The 19,321-nt window shown below is 40.6% G+C and carries 15 protein-coding genes; 4 read left to right on the top strand and 11 right to left on the bottom strand.

What is annotated here, in order from left to right:
* Positions 1-967: 967 nt before the first annotated feature.
* Positions 968-3,784: a YeeR family protein gene (locus QUE23_RS01555; protein ID WP_286348948.1), complete on the top strand. Its 2,817-nt coding sequence runs from the start codon at positions 968-970 to the stop codon at positions 3,782-3,784.
* Between the two features lie 553 nt (positions 3,785-4,337).
* Here QUE23_RS01555 and QUE23_RS01550 read toward each other — a convergent pair.
* Together QUE23_RS01550 and QUE23_RS01545 are read right to left on the bottom strand one after the other, a co-directional pair.
* The gene (locus QUE23_RS01550) at positions 4,338-5,690 is read right to left on the bottom strand and encodes an outer membrane family protein (protein WP_286348947.1); all 1,353 of its coding nucleotides are present in this window, start codon (positions 5,688-5,690) and stop codon (positions 4,338-4,340) included.
* A 98-nt stretch (positions 5,691-5,788) separates the two neighbouring features.
* Entirely contained in the window at positions 5,789-6,598 is an 810-nt protein-coding gene (locus QUE23_RS01545; RefSeq protein ID WP_286348946.1) for an HpaA family protein, read from the bottom strand.
* Positions 6,599-6,740: 142 nt separating this feature from the next.
* Here QUE23_RS01545 and crcB point away from each other — a divergent pair, with 142 nt between their 5' ends.
* Both crcB and QUE23_RS01535 read left to right on the top strand, forming a co-directional pair.
* The gene (gene crcB, locus QUE23_RS01540; protein WP_286348945.1) at positions 6,741-7,127 is read left to right on the top strand and encodes a fluoride efflux transporter CrcB; all 387 of its coding nucleotides are present in this window, start codon (positions 6,741-6,743) and stop codon (positions 7,125-7,127) included.
* Positions 7,128-7,353: 226 nt separating this feature from the next.
* Entirely contained in the window at positions 7,354-7,593 is a 240-nt protein-coding gene (locus tag QUE23_RS01535) for a hypothetical protein (RefSeq protein WP_286348944.1), read from the top strand.
* Between the two features lie 45 nt (positions 7,594-7,638).
* Here QUE23_RS01535 and edd read toward each other — a convergent pair whose 3' ends face one another.
* The 9 genes from edd to QUE23_RS01490 all read right to left on the bottom strand — a co-directional run bounded on the left by edd (position 7,639) and on the right by QUE23_RS01490 (position 18,023).
* A complete protein-coding gene (gene edd, locus QUE23_RS01530) occupies positions 7,639-9,432 on the bottom strand; it encodes a phosphogluconate dehydratase (protein ID WP_286348943.1) in 1,794 nt (597 codons plus the stop codon).
* A 1,388-nt stretch (positions 9,433-10,820) separates the two neighbouring features.
* Positions 10,821-11,270 carry a hypothetical protein gene (locus QUE23_RS01525; protein WP_286348942.1) on the bottom strand — a complete coding sequence of 150 codons (450 nt, stop codon included), beginning with the start codon at positions 11,268-11,270 and terminating at the stop codon, positions 10,821-10,823.
* Positions 11,271-12,200: 930 nt separating this feature from the next.
* A complete protein-coding gene (locus tag QUE23_RS01520) occupies positions 12,201-12,572 on the bottom strand; it encodes a hypothetical protein (RefSeq protein ID WP_286348941.1) in 372 nt (123 codons plus the stop codon).
* A gap of 43 nt (positions 12,573-12,615) precedes the next feature.
* Positions 12,616-12,738, bottom strand: coding sequence for a hypothetical protein (locus QUE23_RS01515; protein WP_286348940.1), 123 nt, complete (start codon positions 12,736-12,738; stop codon positions 12,616-12,618).
* A gap of 40 nt (positions 12,739-12,778) precedes the next feature.
* Entirely contained in the window at positions 12,779-13,816 is a 1,038-nt protein-coding gene (locus QUE23_RS01510) for a hypothetical protein (protein ID WP_286348939.1), read from the bottom strand.
* Complete coding sequence (locus tag QUE23_RS01505; RefSeq protein WP_286348938.1) at positions 13,809-14,327, bottom strand: hypothetical protein; 519 nt, start codon at positions 14,325-14,327, stop codon at positions 13,809-13,811. The genes QUE23_RS01510 and QUE23_RS01505 overlap by 8 nt, the downstream gene beginning before the upstream one ends.
* 18 nt (positions 14,328-14,345) lie before the next feature.
* A complete protein-coding gene (locus tag QUE23_RS01500) occupies positions 14,346-15,221 on the bottom strand; it encodes a hypothetical protein (protein ID WP_286348937.1) in 876 nt (291 codons plus the stop codon).
* A gap of 486 nt (positions 15,222-15,707) precedes the next feature.
* Entirely contained in the window at positions 15,708-15,899 is a 192-nt protein-coding gene (locus tag QUE23_RS01495) for a hypothetical protein (RefSeq protein ID WP_286348936.1), read from the bottom strand.
* A gap of 498 nt (positions 15,900-16,397) precedes the next feature.
* The gene (locus tag QUE23_RS01490) at positions 16,398-18,023 is read right to left on the bottom strand and encodes a replication initiation protein (RefSeq protein ID WP_286348935.1); all 1,626 of its coding nucleotides are present in this window, start codon (positions 18,021-18,023) and stop codon (positions 16,398-16,400) included.
* A 1,003-nt stretch (positions 18,024-19,026) separates the two neighbouring features.
* On the opposite strand from QUE23_RS01490, the gene QUE23_RS01485 reads away from it, so the two are divergent.
* Positions 19,027-19,320, top strand: coding sequence for a type II toxin-antitoxin system RelE/ParE family toxin (locus tag QUE23_RS01485; protein WP_286348934.1), 294 nt, complete (start codon positions 19,027-19,029; stop codon positions 19,318-19,320).
* Position 19,321 lies beyond the last annotated feature (1 nt).

Genomic DNA, 19,321 nt, shown 5'->3' with positions numbered 1-19,321 from the left:
GTTGGATTTTGTTTTATCCTTCCTTAGCCTTTGGCTTGAGGAAATCATCTTGTTACGAAACACCATTCAAAAAAATAATAGAAACTCTAATCTCTCTATAGCTGCGCAGCTTTTTTAGGAAACAGTCAAAAACTCTGACTTTGTCCTGGATACCTTTATCACCCTCAACGTACATCAGACCCAATTTGCGGTATTTCCTAGCGTATTCATCTTTCTCAGTCTTTGTGTAGCACTCTCTAGCTTTGCTGTAATCCTAGCTAACCTGCGCTATTGCAGCCATGTTTAAAATGCGAAGCCATGTTTCTTAAGACACATGCCAATCTTCTAGCTCTTCAAAACAAACTAATCAAACTCATTTTGGCAATTCTTATGACTCTTATCAACCATAATAAATAACCGTAATAAATAATTTTTTTAAGTAAAATATCAACACTTTAAATATCCTTTAAGTATTTTTAAGCAATTTTAACTCAAGCCACAGATTGTAGCCTCTAATTTATTAGCTACAGGCATCCCTCGCTGCGCTTTTGATTTTTGGGCTATTTGGTGGCTTTAGGATGTTTTGGATTCCTCAGCCTTTGATTTAAAGTTCATTGTGTTGCCTCTTCTTTTTTGCTGGCAATTTTTGAGAGCTTACACACATTTTTTAGCTAGATACGCTCATTGTGGGCTACCTCTCATGCTGCGCTTGCAAAGCAGTTTGCCACGTCCTTATGCTTTTGGTTTTAGAGTGGTCATCTACAGGCGAGGTAAACATAAGTAAGAGAGAGTGAAAGGTGAAAATATAATCCTAAAAATCTCGTGTATATTTACTTCTAAGCTCCATCTTCAATCACTCTACACGCTTTTTAAAAAGTAAAAACTAACTTAATATTAAAAACTAACTTAATATAATGTGGTAGGTTACAGCAGGTGGGTTTAGTGTTGCACCGGACAGCTCTAGGTTTAAATCTGCAAATGGAGAATTATGGAAGAAACCATCGCTGATGCAGCTAAATGGGGAGTTTACTGTTTGGGTTTATGGGTGTTTTTCTATTACGCTTATGAGTGTTTTTCTCAAAACTCTTTTAAACCTCTCATGTTCGTGGGGACAAGCATACGCCTATGCATAGAATTGTTGTTAGTCGCACTCACACTGCTAGCTATTGCGTCATTTTCAACACATTGGTATTCTTTAGGACAAGCGATCACGCTTTTAGTGCAAAATGTTCTCGCTCTCAATCAAGCGTGGGAACGCATAGAAAATTATCTGTCTACGATGTGGCACGAAACCCTGCATTTCACACCCGTACAGATTTTACTAGGTGTATTGGTATTTTTCAACCTCTTAATTTCTTTGAAGTTGCTCTTTACACAACGCTTGGCTAATCAAATCAGAAAAATTGTTTTTAAATCCAGCAAGAGTTACCAAGACATTGTACGCACAGAAGCGAAGTATATGGCCTCTTTTACCGTTTCTACAGTTCTCTTATTTGGGCTTTGTTGGCTCAAATTCAACAGACTACCCCCCACAATCCATTGGCATGCAGAAGTTCTCTGGGGCTATTTTGCCCTCTTTATGCTCCTGCGCCTATACTTTAGTCCATCTGTAAGGGTGCGTGTTGATATTGCACCTTTTTTAATGGCCTTTGAGACCCTTGATCGCGCCTTGACTCTGTTTTTAGTCTCCAGTGTGCATCTCAAACTCCAAGTCAAAAAAGACAAATACACCACCCTAGCCCATCAATTGCAAAAAGACTTGCTTGCATATCAGATGGATTTGAGAAATTTGAGTGTGTTAAAAATCCCCAATAACCAAGAATTATTGTTCTATGGTAGTGTATTAGGCTTACTTGCTCAAAGCGTAGAAAATATCATCCGCGTAAAGGGCAAATGCAATGCAAAAGATATATTCAAAGCTTTTAGTCAAGAACCGTTTTTAGAAGTGGCATGGCAACGCACAAAAGATGTGTATTTAAAACAAGCCTCTCAAGAAGCCCTGCAGCACCTCAAAAGAACCTACACCACTGCTTATAAAGAAGACCACAATTCTTTCGTGGAAATCCTAGCCCAAAGCATACCGGATTTATGTTTTGCGCAATATGCCATAGAAAATCAATGCTACTACCTTCACTTTGAAAGATTAAAAAGTTACAGCATGTGTAGCTCTTGCGGTAAGCTCATGCCAAGAAATACTGCAAAGAACGAATACTTCTGCTCTCAAGAATGCGCACAAACAGAGCAAATATGCACACAAATTAGCAATATACTCAACCCCTACCTTGAAAACCAGGACATCATGGCCTTTTATAAAAAGCTTAGACACGATCAAGAAGCTAGGTTTCAGCGTATTACAGAGCTTTTAAGCGGTGTAAGTATTAACAACATTGTAGTGGCACAAAATTGGGTAGAACTTTACAAGTCACTTTCTCATGTACAGCCCCTTTTTAAAGTGGAGATAGGCCATGATGACATGGCCAAAATCCTGAATAACTACGCAGATTTAAGTGCGGGTAAGAATGCGAGGATTGTTGAGGATGATCGCCTTAAAGGTGGAGCGGACCGCCTTATAAATGGAGTAGAAGTTCAAAGCAAGTATTACAACACACCAAAGAATAGCCTTGATGCCTATTTTTACAACGAAGATAGGCAGGGCAATCATGTCATGTATTTAGATAGAGATGGTAAGCCCATGTGCTTAGAAGTCCCTAAAGATCAGTACAACAATGCTGTAGAGCTTATTAGAGAGGGAGCGTATGATGAAAGGCTAGCAAAACTTAGAATGACAAGAGAGGAATTTATTACAAAAAAACTAAGAGCCGGCAATGTAACCCTTCAAGAAGCCAAACACGCCACGAAGTTTTGCACTAAAGAAAGTCTCAAGTTTGATGCACAACGAGGGGCTGTGGTGGCGATTAGTGCCTTTGGGGTGTCTTTCGTGTGCAACAGTGCCTTTTTACTCTTTAGGGGCAAAAGTATTCAAGAATCCCTTAAAAGTGCACTTTTTGCGAGTACGGCTAGTGCAGGTAAGGCCTTTTTAGTGTCTATGATCGCCATGCAAGCCCAAAGAACTGTTCTTAAGAGCTTTTTAGAGCGCACAATCAACTTTAACTTCCATGGAAATTTCATCGGGCGAGGTTTGGCAGAGTTGGGCAGAAGGGGAGCAGGGGCTGCCTCCAAGAATGTGATCAATTCAAGTGCCAACTCTGTTATTCGAAGCAACGTTATTGTGGCGGGGGCAACTATGCTTGTAACAAGCGGGATTGAAGTCACACAGATGGCACGAGGTAAAATTTCAGGCATGCAGTGCATGAAAAACATTGCAACCAATGCAGTGGGGGTAACAGGGGGCATGAGTGGTGCTATGACGGGGGCCACCTTGGGAACTATGTTGATGCCCGGGATTGGTACTGGTGTAGGGGCGTTTGTGGGTGGAATTACTGGGGGGCTAGTAGGTACAAAGCTTGGCAAGAGCTTCATGGATAAATTCATAGAAGATGATCTTGTGAAAGTTTATCGCCTTTTTTTCTGGTATATCCAGTATTTAGCCCTTTTGTTTCGCATGAATGAAAGGGAGATGCAAGCATTCAAGACCATGATTGATATTACGATTGAACGGCATGGACAGGAGGCCTTTTTTCGAGCGATTCGTGCAAAGGCACAACAAACACTCCCTCATATCAACGCTATTTTAAAACCTATGGCAGTGATTGTGGTTTCTAGTCGCCCCAAAATCCCTCCTATGATTTTTGATAGAGCCCATGCAGAACAAGTAAGCATGGAATTATTGCAAGAAATGGTGTGATTATGAGATAATGCAAAGTCGAAAATTAAAAATAAATTTGTGTAATGAAATCTTAAACTAATCAGTTAGAGCGGTCGCAGGGCTTATGAAAGCACAGAAGTCAAATGGCCGATTCTCCAAGATTGCAACCCCAATCAGCAAGCTCTACCAATCTCCATCGAGCTCTTGTGTTCTTGTTATGTTTTTGTAGTAACGAAAAGACTGACTACAGAAAACCACCCAGTAAAAAAGGAAAGAAACCCTAACCCCTCCCTCAAACAAAGAAAGGGAAAATGCAAACTTTAGAGACTAAGAGCGAGACCTTTCTCGTGAATCTTCACGCGTCTCTCGTCTGTCTTCTCTTTCTCTCATATCCTGCCTATCTTCTTCCCTTCTTTCTCGCCTATCTTCCCTATCACACCTATTTCGTGAATCCATGAAAGCTCCTTGTATGTATTTTATAAAAGGCAATCCGATTTTAGCAATACTTAGCAATACATAGTTAACCTTACTCTTAGCCCTTAATTAAAAGCGATTGTAGGGGTTTGCAGGAACAATTACCTTACAAGCATTTCTAAATCTCCAAATCGTAACTCACCGAAGTCATCACATAACTACGATCCTGTGTCGTGGGGGCAAATTTAGGATTGGGTGCACCAAAGTAAGCGACTTTATAACCTCGATGCATCATCACTTCGTAGCCATTGAGACGCAACATTAAGTGGATGTGCTTGCCTAGGTTGTATTCGCAAGTGATCCCTAGACTTTGGGCGTTGGCTCTAGGTGCAAAGGTGAGTTTGCCGAGCAGATACCACGAGAAGTTACGAAACTTGCCCCCCACTCTGGCGTGCACGGTTAAGGCATTGGCATCATAAAGGTTGGTGTAAGCGTCCTCATAAGGGGTGTCATCCGTGGTGTCAAAGGATACAGGCGAGCCATTCCAGCCTAACTGGGCATTAGAGTTGCCAAAATTCTTATACACCCCCCAGCCAGCGTAATAATTTTTGTAATACAACCTTTGGCGCACGAGCAACGTGGCGGTGGCTGTGCCGATCAAATTGCCCCTGTAATAAGTCTTGGCTAGAGCGTGGCTATAAATGGGAAACCACGCATAGACATCGCTTTGGAGTTTATACTGCCCCCGCTCAAATACAGCGCTCGCTTGGATGCCCGGGGCGTTGAAGTTCTTAGGGTAAAACCAAAAGAAAGGCATGAGGGTGTAGTGCTTGGTAGTGTAGGCTAGACTTATAGCGTGCATGCCATAATTCACCCGTCTGCCATCGCTAAACGCATAGCTCACGGGGGCGTAGAAGTCGCGGATAAACTGGATGTTGGCTAAACCCCGCCCATAGGTGCTAAACCATCTAAGCTTGAATTGGCCTAAATGCAAAAAGAGGGTAAAGCCTTGATTGTATCCACGCAAAAACAAAGCTTCGGGGCTTAAGTAACGTCCCGCCTTGATCCCAAATATGTCTTTGTAGGTGTAGCTTAGATAGGCGTTGTATAAAATGTAGTTTTTAGCATGCGATTCGTCTTCTTCACGCACATGCCGCCAAGGAGCGTTCATTAAATAGCCCTCCCAACGCCCCATGTAATACCAGTTGGCTGGCTGAAGCACTCCGTTTTGATCTCTAAGACCCCTAGTGGAGTCGTAAGCCAGCCCGCCGATCTCCCCCCCAAGCCCCACTTCTAGTTTTTGATTCTCCACAGATTTTGGCAATAAATTGGCATTCACTTCTAGTGCCCCGATGGTGGTTACATAGCTGCCTGTGGGGTAAAGTCCTTTGTCTGTATTGATGGGAGCATTGTTAAAGCCGATGCGCGAGAATGAGCCGACACGCCCTGAGATTTTGTAATCTAGGGCTTGCAGGTGCATTGTAGTTAGACATACAATCAAAACTTTAAAAGTAAAACACTTTGGAGTCAAGTGAGCTCCTTGGGAAAAGCTAGAGGAGAAAGAATATTCTCTGGAGTCCTAAATGAACTCCAGAGAATAGAGCTTAGAGCCCATTCTCCATATAAATCTCAGTGGCCTGCTTTCTTGATCTGTTCAATCGCATCTTTGAATTGGTTAAGCTTATCATCCGTGAGTTCAGAAACCAATTTTTTCATTACGATCTTGTACATGCTGTTAGCGATTCTGCGGACTGCATCATCGTTATTTTTGTCTAGCTCATCGTGGCTTGTTCTCTCGTTTCCTAGAAAACCGCCCGAGTCTGTGGTTTGGTAGGTGTAGGTTTTGGTGATGGCCTGTTCCGTCCCCACTTCTACTCCAAAGTTGTGGACAACGCGCCCTGTTTCTGGTTCGTAGAGCTTAAACCACACCGATCCCGAGCTTTGATCCACCATCACATCCATGTTGGTGCTCTTTGGATTGTCGGTGTTCATTTTGATGTCTTCTAAGATGCCTACCCAACCCCCAATATCTAGAACAGACCATATTTTGTGCTTTTGTTCGGGTGTAAGAGCTTTAGCATTTGTAGCATGCACAACCTGGTAACCCATTCTTTGAAAAATGTCTTGAATTTGCTTGGCTAAGGCATCTTGGAATTGATCAAGATAAGGCTGGAGATTACCACTCACTTGTATGTGAGGATCTAAGAGAGCGATGGTGCGGCCATTAGAAGGTTCTTGTTGGGCACTAATGGGGTAGTTGAAGTCAAGGGGAGTGAGCCCCTCTCCCTTCTTAGGCAACACATGCTTTTTTATCTTATTGCTATCACTACTACTATTGCTAGAGGAGTTAGCTTGTGACACCCCACTTATGGCACAACCTGAGATGACAAACGCTACACTTACTCCTGCCCATAAAAAACCTTTTGCTACTTTTCGCATAGAACTTCCTAAAAAAATAAACTGATGAGATGAAAACGAACAATTCTACAATAAAATTTATTAAAAAACTTGGAATTCAACAAAAAAACTAAGAAAACTCTTCAAAATGTGCTAGGATTTTAAAAAACTTAAAGGATTAGCCATGCATTGGGTGTTTTTATTAGCCGCTCTTGGTGGGGCGTTTGGAGCCACTTTGCGCTATTTTGTAAGTAAAATCACTCCCTCACGCTTTTTAATGTGGGAGAGCTTTCCTTTAGGCACTTTTAGTGTGAATTTAATCGGATGTTTCGTGATCGGATTTGCAGGGCATTTAGTTGTCAAGTCTATGCTAGGAGACAAGATGAGTGTGTTTTTCATCACAGGGGTTTTAGGCGGATTCACCACTTTTTCCTCTTTTGGACTAGACACTCTAAAACTTCTCCAAAAACAAGCGATCACAGAAGCCCTGGTCTATATCTTGGGGAGCAATATTTTGGGTCTGCTGTGCGTGGCTTTGGGGTGGGGACTGGCTAAACTTGTACATTATTAGTTCATTGTTGTATTTGTTGTAAGTAAAAAAGAACAAGCTTGCTGGGCTTGTAGGCTTATCCGTGTAGCTTTCATGGAGTTGCACACTTTCTGATACTTTTTAAAAAAAAGAATATACTCTTGTATAATTAAAACAAAAATACAAAATTTTTGGATAAAATGGTATCACCTAGTTGTAGCCTAGGGATATTTTAATCGCAAAGGATGCACAATGTCACATCATACTGATGAATGTTGCCACGAACACGACGGGCATGCAGAACACGGGGAACACCACCATCATCATCACCACCATCATTACTATGGAGGTCATCACCACCATCATCACCATCACCATGGGACTGAGCATCATCATCACCATGAGCACGAGGAACACCAAGCCTAGCTTTCATCTCCTGCTATGCCTGGGCATTCCAACTTTCTACCCGCGATTTTTTAATCCGTGGTTTTTATGTGTTTTTAACTAAGGTAGCGCACACAGCACACGCATCCTTAGCTAAATAAACCTAGCCTTACACTCCAAAGCTACCCGCTCCAGTTTCTGTGCTGCTTGCTAAGAGTCTAAAACCACAGAAGAGCTCGCGCCCACTCCCAAACACTTCGCGCATTAAAGGTTCTGAAGGCGCGCGCGTTTCCCACTCTTTTTCATCCACTAAAGCTTGCAAAATCCCCTTTTTAGCATCTAAGAGGAGCATGTCTCCGTCTCTAATTTTAGCAATCCCTCCCCCAAGTAAGGCTTCAGGAGTGACATGGATAGCAGAGGGGACTCTACCAGCACCTCCAGGTACACGCCCATCAGTAATTAAAGCCACTTTAAACCCTTGGTTTTGCAGAGAACTTAAAATAGGGGTGAATTGGTGCAGTTCTGGCATCCCATTAGCTCTAGGGCTTTGGTAGGGTAGAACCGCAATAAAGTCCCTTTGGAGCTCTTTGTTGTTGAAACGATCGATCAAGTCTTGTTGGGATTCAAAGATGATTGCAGGGGCTTGGACAACTAGGTGTTCTTCTTTAAGGGCTGAAACCTTCATCACTGAACGCCCGATATTGCCTGTTAGAATTTTAAGCCCTCCGTTGGGTGCAAATGGGTGATCCACTCCCCTAATAATCTCTGTATCTTGACTGACCTGCACTCCCTCTTGATAAACCACTTTGCCATCGATCAAGAAGGGGTTTTTTGTATAAGCTTGTAACCCTGGACCCATAATAGTGTCGCAATCTTCATGCAAAAGTCCAGCATTGAGCAATTCACGCACCACAAGGGCTAATCCCCCTGCGGCTTCAAACTGATTCACATCTGCCTCACCATTGGGATACATTTTTGTTAAAAGAGGAGTGATGTTGGAGATGGCATTAAAGTCATCCCAGTTAATGATAATCCCAGCGGCTCTGGCAATGGCAATGAGATGGATGGTTAGGTTGGTAGAACCCCCTGTAGCCATCAGGCCTACCATCGCATTGACAATACTTTTTTCACTAACGATCTCTCCAATGGGTTTGGGTGTCTTGGTGGCCATCAAAGTGGCGGCTTCATGGACTAAGGCTTTTCTAAGAGAGGTGTTGGGGTTAATAAAGGCGGAATTGGGTAAGTGTAAACCCATCAACTCAACCATCACTTGGTTAGAATTGGCTGTGCCATAGAAAGTACAAGTACCTGGAGAGTGGTGGAATTTCATTTCACTCTCTAATAAAATCTCCCTAGAAACCTTACCTTGGGCAAAGAGCTCGCGCGTTTCAGCCTTTTGTGCGTTAGCTAGACCACTAGTCATAGGACCAGAGGGCACAAAGATAGCAGGCAAGTGTCCAAAACTCAGTGCCCCAATTAGCAGTCCAGGGACAATCTTATCACACACTCCTAAGTAAAATGCCCCATCAAAGATATTGTGTGAGAGGGCAATGCTTGTGCTCATAGCAATCACATCACGGGAGAAAAGATTAAGCTCCATCCCCTCATAGCCCTGTATGATCCCATCGCACATAGCGGGCACACCACCAGCAAATTGGGCAAAGGCATTGTGTTTGAATAAAGTTTCCTTAATCCAATCAGGATAATGCTTTAAGGGCTGGTGGGCAGAAACGACATCGTTGTAGGCAGAAATGATGGCGTAGTTGGGCTTGTCGTTATCTTTAATCTTAGTCTTGATATGATCGGGCAAGCTTGCGTAGCTATGGGCCAAGCTGATACAACTTAAATCCTTGCGTTGGATTTTACCTCGGGCTTTAGCAATGCGTTGTAGATAGGCTTGTCTAGTCGCGTGGCTTCTTTCAATGATGTCTTTAGTGATGTCTTCTAGGGCTTTCTGGGGCATCTCTACCTCCGTATTGGTGTATGGTTTTGTAAGGATTAAAAAACGCACTATTTTACAATAGGATTTTGTTTATATAGATTAAAAATGAGTGTATGTGAATATTTGTTGTTTTATTAAAAAGTTTCTTTGCAAGTGTATTGCTATGACTTATAACTTATGACTTATAACTATAGAAGTATATAGAAGTATTTTTTACCTCAAAAACCCCCGTTTCTATTCCTAAAAGCTAGAATTTTTGTTTGATTTTAAGTGTAGATTTTCAAAAATCTTTAGGATTTAACCAGTTTTTGTAATTAATTATTCTTTATAAAAATATGGAGACCTATGCTTTCATTTAACGCTTATCATTCTCTTTAGAGTGGTTTAGAGTGGTCACACAATTAACATCAAACTAGGCTTGTTCTTTATGGCTTTAAGTGCCCTTAGTTTGGGTGTTATGGGGGCATTGATTAAAATAGTCAGCGCCTATTACTCTCCATTAGAAAATGTCTTTTGCCGTTCTTTATTTATTTTTTCTCAGTAGTTCTGTCATTTTCTGTCTTTACTGAAAGTTAGTTGGCTGATTGTAGTCTAATTAAGTGTTAAAAATTAAATTATTTAAATATTATAAAAAATTTGTAATTACCTTTTAATTTTTGCGTATAGGATTTGTAACTAGCATCCCTGAGATGACAATGAGCACCATGCCTATACATCCCCAAAATCCTAATCACGGATCTCCTAGCATAGTTCCAAAAATCACACCCCAAAATAAATTGGTGTAGCTTATCGGTAAAATAATCCCTACTAGGGTAGTCATGTAAGTCTTAGTTAGAACGTATTGATCTAAAAACTCCTGTTAGTCCTACTCCCATGAGTATCCATAAATCCTATTCCCACCAATACCCATTAAAACGCATAGGATGGTAACCAGTAGCAAAAGGTGGGAGACGCATAAAAAGACCGTTTGATAGGGGTTTAAAAGTTTTATTAAAAGGATTGTGTTTTGGTAGTTTCACTATTGTTATAGTGTTCTTTAAAACAAAAGCTGTATCAAACCTGTCTAGTGATGTTAATGTAGACTTTGACTGTTAAATTCTCATCCTCATTTGTTTCTTTCAGTTCAACAAGCCTTTATATGTGTTTTGCCATAATGACCCCCAATTCGTAGGGCGGAATTTCGCCAACCAACTGCTTGTCTTACAAGCGGTTGGAGTATTTCAGTAGATCTTCGCTAAAAGCTTTCATTAGGTCATCTAGGAATCTTTCTGTTCTATCTGGATATATACCTATGTAAATGTTGAAGATTTTCGTTGTTATCCTTGGATAGAGTCTCCTCTCTTTTGTCTGTCTTGTCTTTGTGTTATTCTCCCAGTGGTAACAGCGGTTACGTAGTGTGTGAAATAAGTTCAGAGCCACTTCAGTCTTGTTATAGTGGCCCAAGTAACCTTTCTTACCTTTGATGAAAATCCTTTTTTGTTGATAGCTTGAATCATAGCGTTCAAACTGAATCTTTCTGCATTAAAAACGCGTGCAAACAACCCTTCTCGTTTAATGATGTGGATGACCGTACCTAGAGTCATTTTAGAGAGGTAGCTATCGTTACTAAGAGTTGTTTCTCCACTACTTTCAAGAGCCTTTTCTCTTACTTGGATCACACGGGAGTCTGTAGAATTGTTGATCCAATCTGCATCTTTGGCACTGAGCAAATAGTCTAAAGAATTGCGTAGGGCAATCTCTATCAATGCAATTTTATGCGTGTATTTGCCTATGAGCTTTAGATTCTCTAGATGTGTTTGTAGGTCTCCATCATAAGAATCTAAACGCCTCTTGGATAACAAAGTTTCTATATCTATCATCTTGCTAACCCCATTGCTCTAATCCTTTTCTCAATCTTTAGCATCTTTTGCTTGGTTTAGTTTATTGTGGGTGTGTCTTTAGTGTCCAAGCCTACTTATGATAACCCCCACCCCCTTTTGCTGTTGCTCTTGGATTACTTTCACTTGCGCCAAGACTCTAGATTACTTGCTTTAATTTCTAATGCCTGAGCCACTTCTGGGCTTGTCTTGCTTATTTCAGCAATCTTTGCATACACAACACCCTAGTGTCTCCAAAGCCCCCAATCGCCCTGTGTATTCTCAACTTTGGTTAAAGTGCTAGTGTTAAATGCCCCGCCTAAACCTTCATCTTGTTCTTGCTGGTAAGGTTTTATGTTTTTAAAAGCCATGCCAAGATTTTTACAAAAATTATATTCAAATTAAACCGGTGCGCAACAAGTTATACAAGTAACAATGAGTCGTTAATGTATTAGGAACATTTGTATTTTGTGTGCTTGTGTCTGTCAATGCTTATCATACTTAAACAAGTATATTAAATACAAATAATCAATGTTTTAAACACTATTAAACATATTGAATATTATTAAAAAATAACGTCTAAAGTTTTTCTTAAAACAAAATGTTATGAATAAAATAGACTTTCATCTAATGCCGTGTTCTGTGAGTACAGCTGGAGGCAGTTTTAAGTATCCTTGAAAGTTTTGATTCTAGTGGGCTTGGGCTTTATGGCAATTTGTGTTATAATGGCGACCATTTCTAGGCGGGTCTTTTCCGCCACTTTTCATATCTTTTATTCTGCGTAATTAACAAGTTCAGGATTAAAACTTTCTAGAAGGTCATCTAAAAATAACTGGGTTTTATCAGGTTGCAAGGTCACATACAGCTCTTGTGGTTTTTCTAATTGTGGTGCTTGGTTCTTGTTGTGGTGTTTATCGTCTGTGATCTTAACACTCAGTCTAGGGTAGCCCTTGGGAGTGTATTTATAGAGATTTTCAAAATGAAAGCGCGGTTTCTAAGGGCGTGTAAGAGTTGTAAAATCAAATCTGCTTTTTCATAGCGCTTTAAATGTGCTTTTTTGCGGGGCTTTAAAGATGTTCTATTGCCAAAGCGGTTTTTGTTTTTAAGACAATATCTCTTGAAATTTAAGCGGTCTAAAAAATCTAGATCAAAGAGTTTGTCATAGATTTTAAAACACTCCACCACTTTTAGCCAAAAACCCATACTCTGTTTGGAGACTAAACTTTCTTTGTATGTGGGATCACCCGTGGTGTGAATATTGGGGGGTAAGTGTTGCCACCAATCACCCCTCTTTTCTAAAAGCACAGAGTCTATTTTATTGCGAATCGCAACTTCTAAAATCCCTATCTTAATGGCTGATGCTAGCGATGAGGGTAAAATTGGCCTCATGTTCTTTAAGGCTCGCATAACCTTTTAAACGCTGGGCTGAAAATAATTTTTTCTGTGTGTCTTCTGTCATCATTTTCTCCAAAAGTTCAAATCCTTGATTTTGACAAATCCATCTCTAAATCTTATTGAGACTCTATGCCTTGTTGCTGTAAAACTTCTAGTGCGCTTCGTGTAGATTCTAGTTCTCTTTTTGTCGCCTCTAGCTCTGCCTTTGTGGTCTCAAAATCTTTCTGTGTGGTCTGTAGCGTGGTTTTCGTGGTCTGTAGCACTACCTTTGCACTCTTTAAGTCATTTTTAAGCTCTGTATTCTCAATCCCTTTCTGTTTAAGGGCTTCTTTATTTGCTTGGGCTTCTCGCAACTCTTGCCTAGTGTTTTCTTGTTCTTTTTCTAAGGCACTCACTTTACCTTGCAAACGCTCTTTATCTCTTTCTAGACTGTCTATCTGCCTTTTAGCCTGATTGAGTTCTGCCCCATACTCTGCACTGCCCTTAAACTCTGTGGCAAGCTTGCTAATCCCATTTTTGACACTTTCCACAGCTCCTAAGATAATAGTGCAGGCTTGATTGTTGATGGCTTGCACTGCTTGGCTGTGTTTTGTAAGAGTGTCTGCTAACTTCTCCTTAATATCTCGCTCTCGCCTGTTAAACTCTCTGTAATGTATTCCGCCTTGCTTGACATACTCGTAAGGTACGGGGTCTTTAACCCCCTTGCCAAAAAGTTTTTTCACATTGTTAAAAGCTTTAAACTTACCCGCCTTCAACTCTTCACCCAACACCACGCACACGCTCGCCTGTTGGATCATCTCTTCTTGGCATTGTTTGTGGATTTCTGTGATCTTTTCACCACTGGCTTGGATGTGTGCCACTACACCTGTGGTAACGGGGGCTACATACTTTCTAATAAGATTAACGGCTTCTTTTTCAAAAGTCTTGATGTGTGCTTGACTCTTGGCTTCTGCTTTGGCTGTCTTTAACTCATCTTTAAGGGCTTGGGTTTCTTGTTCTAGGTTAGCATTGGTGTTCTCTAAGCTTTCAATATAGCTGGGGGCATACTTAAGCCAAATATCTAAAATACGCTCATCTAATTGTGCTTGGGTCAATTTCTCATCATCTAAGGCACTCAACTCTCTAAAAGCTTCTTTAGGACAGCCTTTACCCATAAGTTCTTGTCTCTCTGCTAAACGCCTTGCTCTGATCTGTGCTTTTGTGAGATACACTGGGCTTGAGCTTTAGATTCTCTTGTTGGAGTTGTTGGTTCGTGGTTTTGAGTGTGGCAAGCTCGGGTTTCACCTTATCAAGCTCTTGGGTGTATTGAGTAATCTGTCCCTCTAAACCATTAATGTTTTCATCTTTTTGGGTGTTCTCGTTCTTAAGGGCATCTATCTCTTTTTGTTTTTCTTGTAAGGTTTTAGTGTGTTCTGTGTCTTTGGTTTCTAAAGCCTTAGCATGGTTTTGCTCTTTCATCACAAGCTCTTGTGCGTGTTCTTGTTTGAGCTCTTGCACGGCATTAGGGCTTAGATAGTCCTTGTATTTGGCTTCAGCAATGCTTATCTTGTTTGCCACCTGCTCGGGGCTTAAGTGGTCCTTGTATTGCCCTTGCAAGGCTTCATAGCGTTCTCTCGCTTCTTGTTCTATCTGTGTAATGCGCTCCTTTGAATCAGCAATACTCAAGCCATCATCTTTCAAGGCTCATAAAGCTTTGTAATCTTCTTGTGTGAAGAGCTTTAAATCACCAAACCCTTGATTAATGGCAATCATTTGCTTTCTCACAATTTCAAGCAAGGGTTTAGCTTCTTTGAGTGTGAGCTTCTTGTTCTGTTTGTCTTGTGGAGCAACAAGACTTGCTAGGTCTATGAGTGTGGTTTCTAGCTCTATTCTATGAGCTTGGAGCTCTTGGTTCTCTTGTGTTAGTGTTTGCTTCTCTTGGGCTAAAGTGGTGTTGTCTTGTTGCAATGTGGTGTTGGCTTGCTCTAGTTCAGTCTTTTCTTGTTTAAGTGTGTTTAACTCTGCTTGGGTGTTCTTGACACTAGCTTGTAAGTCTTTGATTTGTTCTTGGTAGGTTGAAACTTCTTTAGTAAGTGAGTTGTTGCCATTTTGTAGTGTTGCATTGTTGTTCTCTAACTCAATCCGCTTGGCTTTTTCTTGCTCCATGAGCTGTGCGTAGGCTCTAGGCTCAATGCGTTTAGCTCCACTGATGCGTTTTTTTACACCCCTTTGCATGTTTAAGATATCAGCCACTTCTTGTTGTATTTGTCCTAACACCGCATTTGTAATCAACGCTTTTCTAAACATGCTCTTGCCTGTATTCTCATCAAGTGTTACAAACTCTAAGTGGGCGTGGTGATTGATCTGTGTGTTGCCAGATTCATCTATATGCCCTTCATCTCTATGGATGGCAATTTGGTAGCATTGAAAATGGTATTTAGTTTTAAAATTGTCGGCTAGGGTTTCTAGCTCTTGCATGGTGGTTGTGTCTTTGATGTTGACAACGGCACTTTGCAAATAGCTCTTGGCTTGAAACTTCTGTCCTATCCTTGCCACATAGACAGCGATGGCCTTATCCACGATTTGTTTTCTTAAAGCCCTTGCCTCTATCCCACTTCTATTACACTCAAAGCCGATTTGTCGCTCTTTGGGTAAAAGATAATTAGGGGGTGTGGTGCGCGCAAATTACCACCCCTTAAAAAAAGGACGCTTGCAAGCTCACTTAGTAATTTGCCACTCAAACGCCGTGGGGGCTTAAAGGCATTATAGAAAGATAGACTTATGTTAAGTTGATGTTCTTTTAGTTTTATTGAGTGTGAGGTGTGGTTTTACCTAGCGTGTGTTTGTAATTTTTATCGCTATTGCTACATAGAAAAAGTGAATTAATCTATCGATGTGGTTATGTGTGTGAGCGCATAGAACACAAACTACTCACTGTTAAAGTGAGTGAGTAAATCTACTTTTTCTCTTGTATTTAGTTGGTTTATGCTGAGTTTAAAATGTTCTAGGATTGTTAAGGTGGTGCTAGAGTGTTGGTTTCGAGTTAGATTGCGGTTATAAGCGATTTTAGCCGATGGCTTTTTGGCTGTATTTTTCTATCCACTGATGCAAGTCTTGCATGCTCTCAAATACATGGACAAAATAATCAGGAGCATCACATTTGGGTACAGATTTTTTAAAGTAGTCTATGTAACTTTTTTCTTGGTAGAGTTTGGCGTTTTCTAAGTCTTGTGGGCTAGGCTCAATGAGTTTAAACAAGGCACCCACTCTTTTAGTGTTAGGGCTTTTGATGTAAGTGATTAACTCTGCGGTGTTGAAAGTGTGGATTGTGCCTTTTTTACCTTATCTCTTTGGGCTGTTGTGTTTGTTTGGTTTGTTATGGCTGTTGCTGTGCTTGCAAATCCACGATTTGGTAACCTCTCTTTGCCATAGTTGTTAAGAAAGTTTCTTTATTCTATTGAGAATGAATAAAAAAGCAAACAAGCCCAAACACTATAGAAAAGATGACTAAGATTTCCATTATAGCTCTCCTATTTCTTTGATTAATTTTTTGATTTTAAATTGCAAAACTATAATTGCAATCCCAAGTAGGATGATGCTTAGACAGCTGATGATAACTATGACTATATTGCTTTGATTATATCGAGTAAAAACAAAAGTAATCAGGGCAATTAGAGAAGTAACGGTATAGCTGCGCCAAGTTTTTAATCATCAAGTTCTGCTTTCTTTTTATCTAATTCTGGCATTGCTTTGTTTTCACTTCGCCCCTTTCACAAACTCCCTAAGCAAGCTCTCGTGATCTTCAAAGAAATAGATAAAGCAATCAGAAAATCCTTTAGGGATAAATTTTAGATAGACCTGGTTTAAAGAGCGCAGACGCTCGGCATAGCTACGGTCCGTGTGATCGGTTGTGTTGATCTTAAAGACACCCATCAGCTTAGCATTATCACCTCCAAAAGAAGCGACCATCAAGAGCTTAACACTTTTAAAGTGGTATTCAAAGTCTTTGGCAAACAAAGGACCACTAAGCCCTATAAAACTATTAAGGGTTTTTAACTCTTGTTTGTTGTAATGATCTCTCTTACTTCTTACCTCTTCTCTAGCTTTCTTTTCTTGTTTCTCTTTCTCTTCTTTTTGGATTTGTGCCATGGTGTCTTTAAAGCGGTTTTGTGTGTGGCGTTTGAGAATAGCTTTTTGCATATCAAGGTGGGGGTGAGGCATAAAGTGAAAGGTGATGCCCACAACTTTATTGCCCTTGCCTTTTTTGATTTTTGTATAAAAGATGGTTTCATAGGGTAAAGAGCGATCGGGGTTTTCAGGGTTGTAGCCTTCATCAATGGGCACACCTAGCTCTCTGCAGGCGGGTTTTAGTATCGTATCTGTGTCCTTAATTGACAAACTCCTAGGTATCCCCATAAACTCTTTAAACCCCTCAAAGTCACTCTTATAAGTAAGCACCTCACACATGCAATGCTTTTTCACATCTTCAAAGCGCACCAGCAGCCTATAAAGAGCTTTAGCGTATTTACTTCTTAAAGATATAAAAATCTTTAATTGCAAAGAAGTAAAATTTGCACTGAGGTTATTGAGTAAATGGGTGAAGTAGGGGGTATTGATACCGACTTCTATGTAGCGAAGCTTGGGGGTTTTGTCTGAAACGATTGTGAAATGCTTGAACAGAAAGTAGTTTGTTTCTTCAGTCAATTCTTCTCCGTTTTCCACAAAACGCATGATTTTCCAAAAGTTAGCCATTCTTATATTTTTCCAAAGTGTGCGAACCACCCTTAATAAATTGTCTCCATCGATTTTGGGTGTGCCGATCATCTCTTTGACTTCGTGGGATTCAAAGCGTATACAAGTGTCACCCTGATCTTTGAGGCGGTTGAATAAAGCAAAGAGCAAGTTACTTTCCCATGCCCCTAACTTGCCTAAATTAACCTTGTAAATATCATTATGCAAGGTTACTCTAGTTGAATCGGCTATGCGTATGTCTTTAGCAAGCATAGCATTTTTAGACACATTTTGGGGAGCTTGTGCTGTGTTTTCTTGTTGATTCTGCTTTGTGTCTTGGTTTAAAGGTGTGGCTAGCTGTGAGTTTTCAACTTGTGGGATAACTTGCTCTTGTTTGAGAGTTTGTTGCACTTGAGCTTGTGGTGCATTTGTAGGTGTTTGGGGTAAGCCTTCTTTGACTGGCCTTTGTTCTTGGTTTTCTTGGGGGAATTGGGGGCTTTGCGTTGGTGTTAAGGCTAAAAGTTTTTTTACGCATTCAGTTTTTTCCTGTTTTAAAATATCTTTAAGTGCTTGATTTGTTTCAACATCTATTAGAACTTGGAGTTTTACGATCTCATTACTCAAAACTTGTTTTTGATCCTGAATAACCATTTTCTACACCTCTTTTTTGCCGAGCTCACTGTGTGATTGTAGCATAAAGTAAGGATTTTATGTAATTTACCCCTTAAATATGCCGAATTTACCCCTTATTAAGGTTAATTTAAGCACTAGAACCCCCGTGTGCAACGCAGTTCGCAAAGCCCACAAGACCGCCGTACAAATGATTTACAAAGTGGTTAACAAAGTTCTTACGCACGCACGAGAAAATTTCGGTTAAACTAAGTTTGCAAAAAACAAACGTAAGAGACATAAAAGGTAAGCCAAGCTGACGCTTGGCATCTATATTGCTCTTGGGGGCAAGCCCCCAAATCCCCAAGAGAGGGTTTTGAAGTGAGAGATGAGTTTGTTTTATGGGTTTATGATGTCATTGCAGTAAAAAGGGCTTTCGGTTTTAAAACACCAAAAACGCCCCTACAATAAAATGGCTTGAGAAGTTTTAAAATGAGAATCAGCGTTTAAAGGCTCATAGAACGCTTTCTGGGGTTAAGGGGTGTTGGTATGGGTTAGAGGTGTTGTGATGGTTGTAGACCACTCTATGGCTCTAAAAACGCTATTAGTGCAAATAGGTAAAAGCACAAAACACTTTATGCCACACAGAAAAGCTTCAAGTTAGTTTCTAGTTTCAAATTCTCGTTTCAAAAACCAAAGAAAACCTAGAATGTGTGTCTTTTGTGTTTAAACGCCCCTAGAGCATTGAGAGTGTTTAAAGAGTGTCAAGCTATGGGTCAAGGGCATTGTGTTAGTTTTAGTTGTAGGGGCTTCTAGGGGGCTAGAAAGGGTATTTACGCAAATACGATACAAAAAACCACAAAATACATTGGCAACGCATTAGCTTGGTATTTAAAATCAATACTTGGATTGGGGTACTTCAGTGGTGTTGTTAATGTCCGCCCATATTGTAACACCGCCCACAGCTCTGTTTAGCTGCTCTCAAACATCACGCTTAATCCCCTTATAGCACCCTGTAGTAGGTGTTTTTGCGCTAAAATGGAGTATGGAGATACAGACATCGAGCGAATTTGAAAAGTGGTTAGAAAAGCTCAAAGATGACAAGGGTTATGTGGCAATCACACGGCGCATTGATACTTTAAGAGAAAGTGGGCACTTTGGCGATCATAAGCACATCACGGGTCAAATCTTTGAAATGCGTATCCATATGGGTGCAGGCTACCGCCTATATGTGGCTAAACGGGGTAAGGTGTTGGTGATTTTGCTCTGTGGAGGCGATAAAAGCACACAGCAAAAGGATATAATCAAGGCACAAAAAATCTTAGAGCAGGAGTTTTAGC

The organism is Helicobacter felistomachi (assembly GCF_030296895.1).
Lineage (GTDB): Bacteria > Campylobacterota > Campylobacteria > Campylobacterales > Helicobacteraceae > Helicobacter > Helicobacter felistomachi.
The sequence above is the reverse complement of the archived record's forward strand: the minus strand, read 5'-3'. Positions and strand labels throughout refer to the sequence as shown.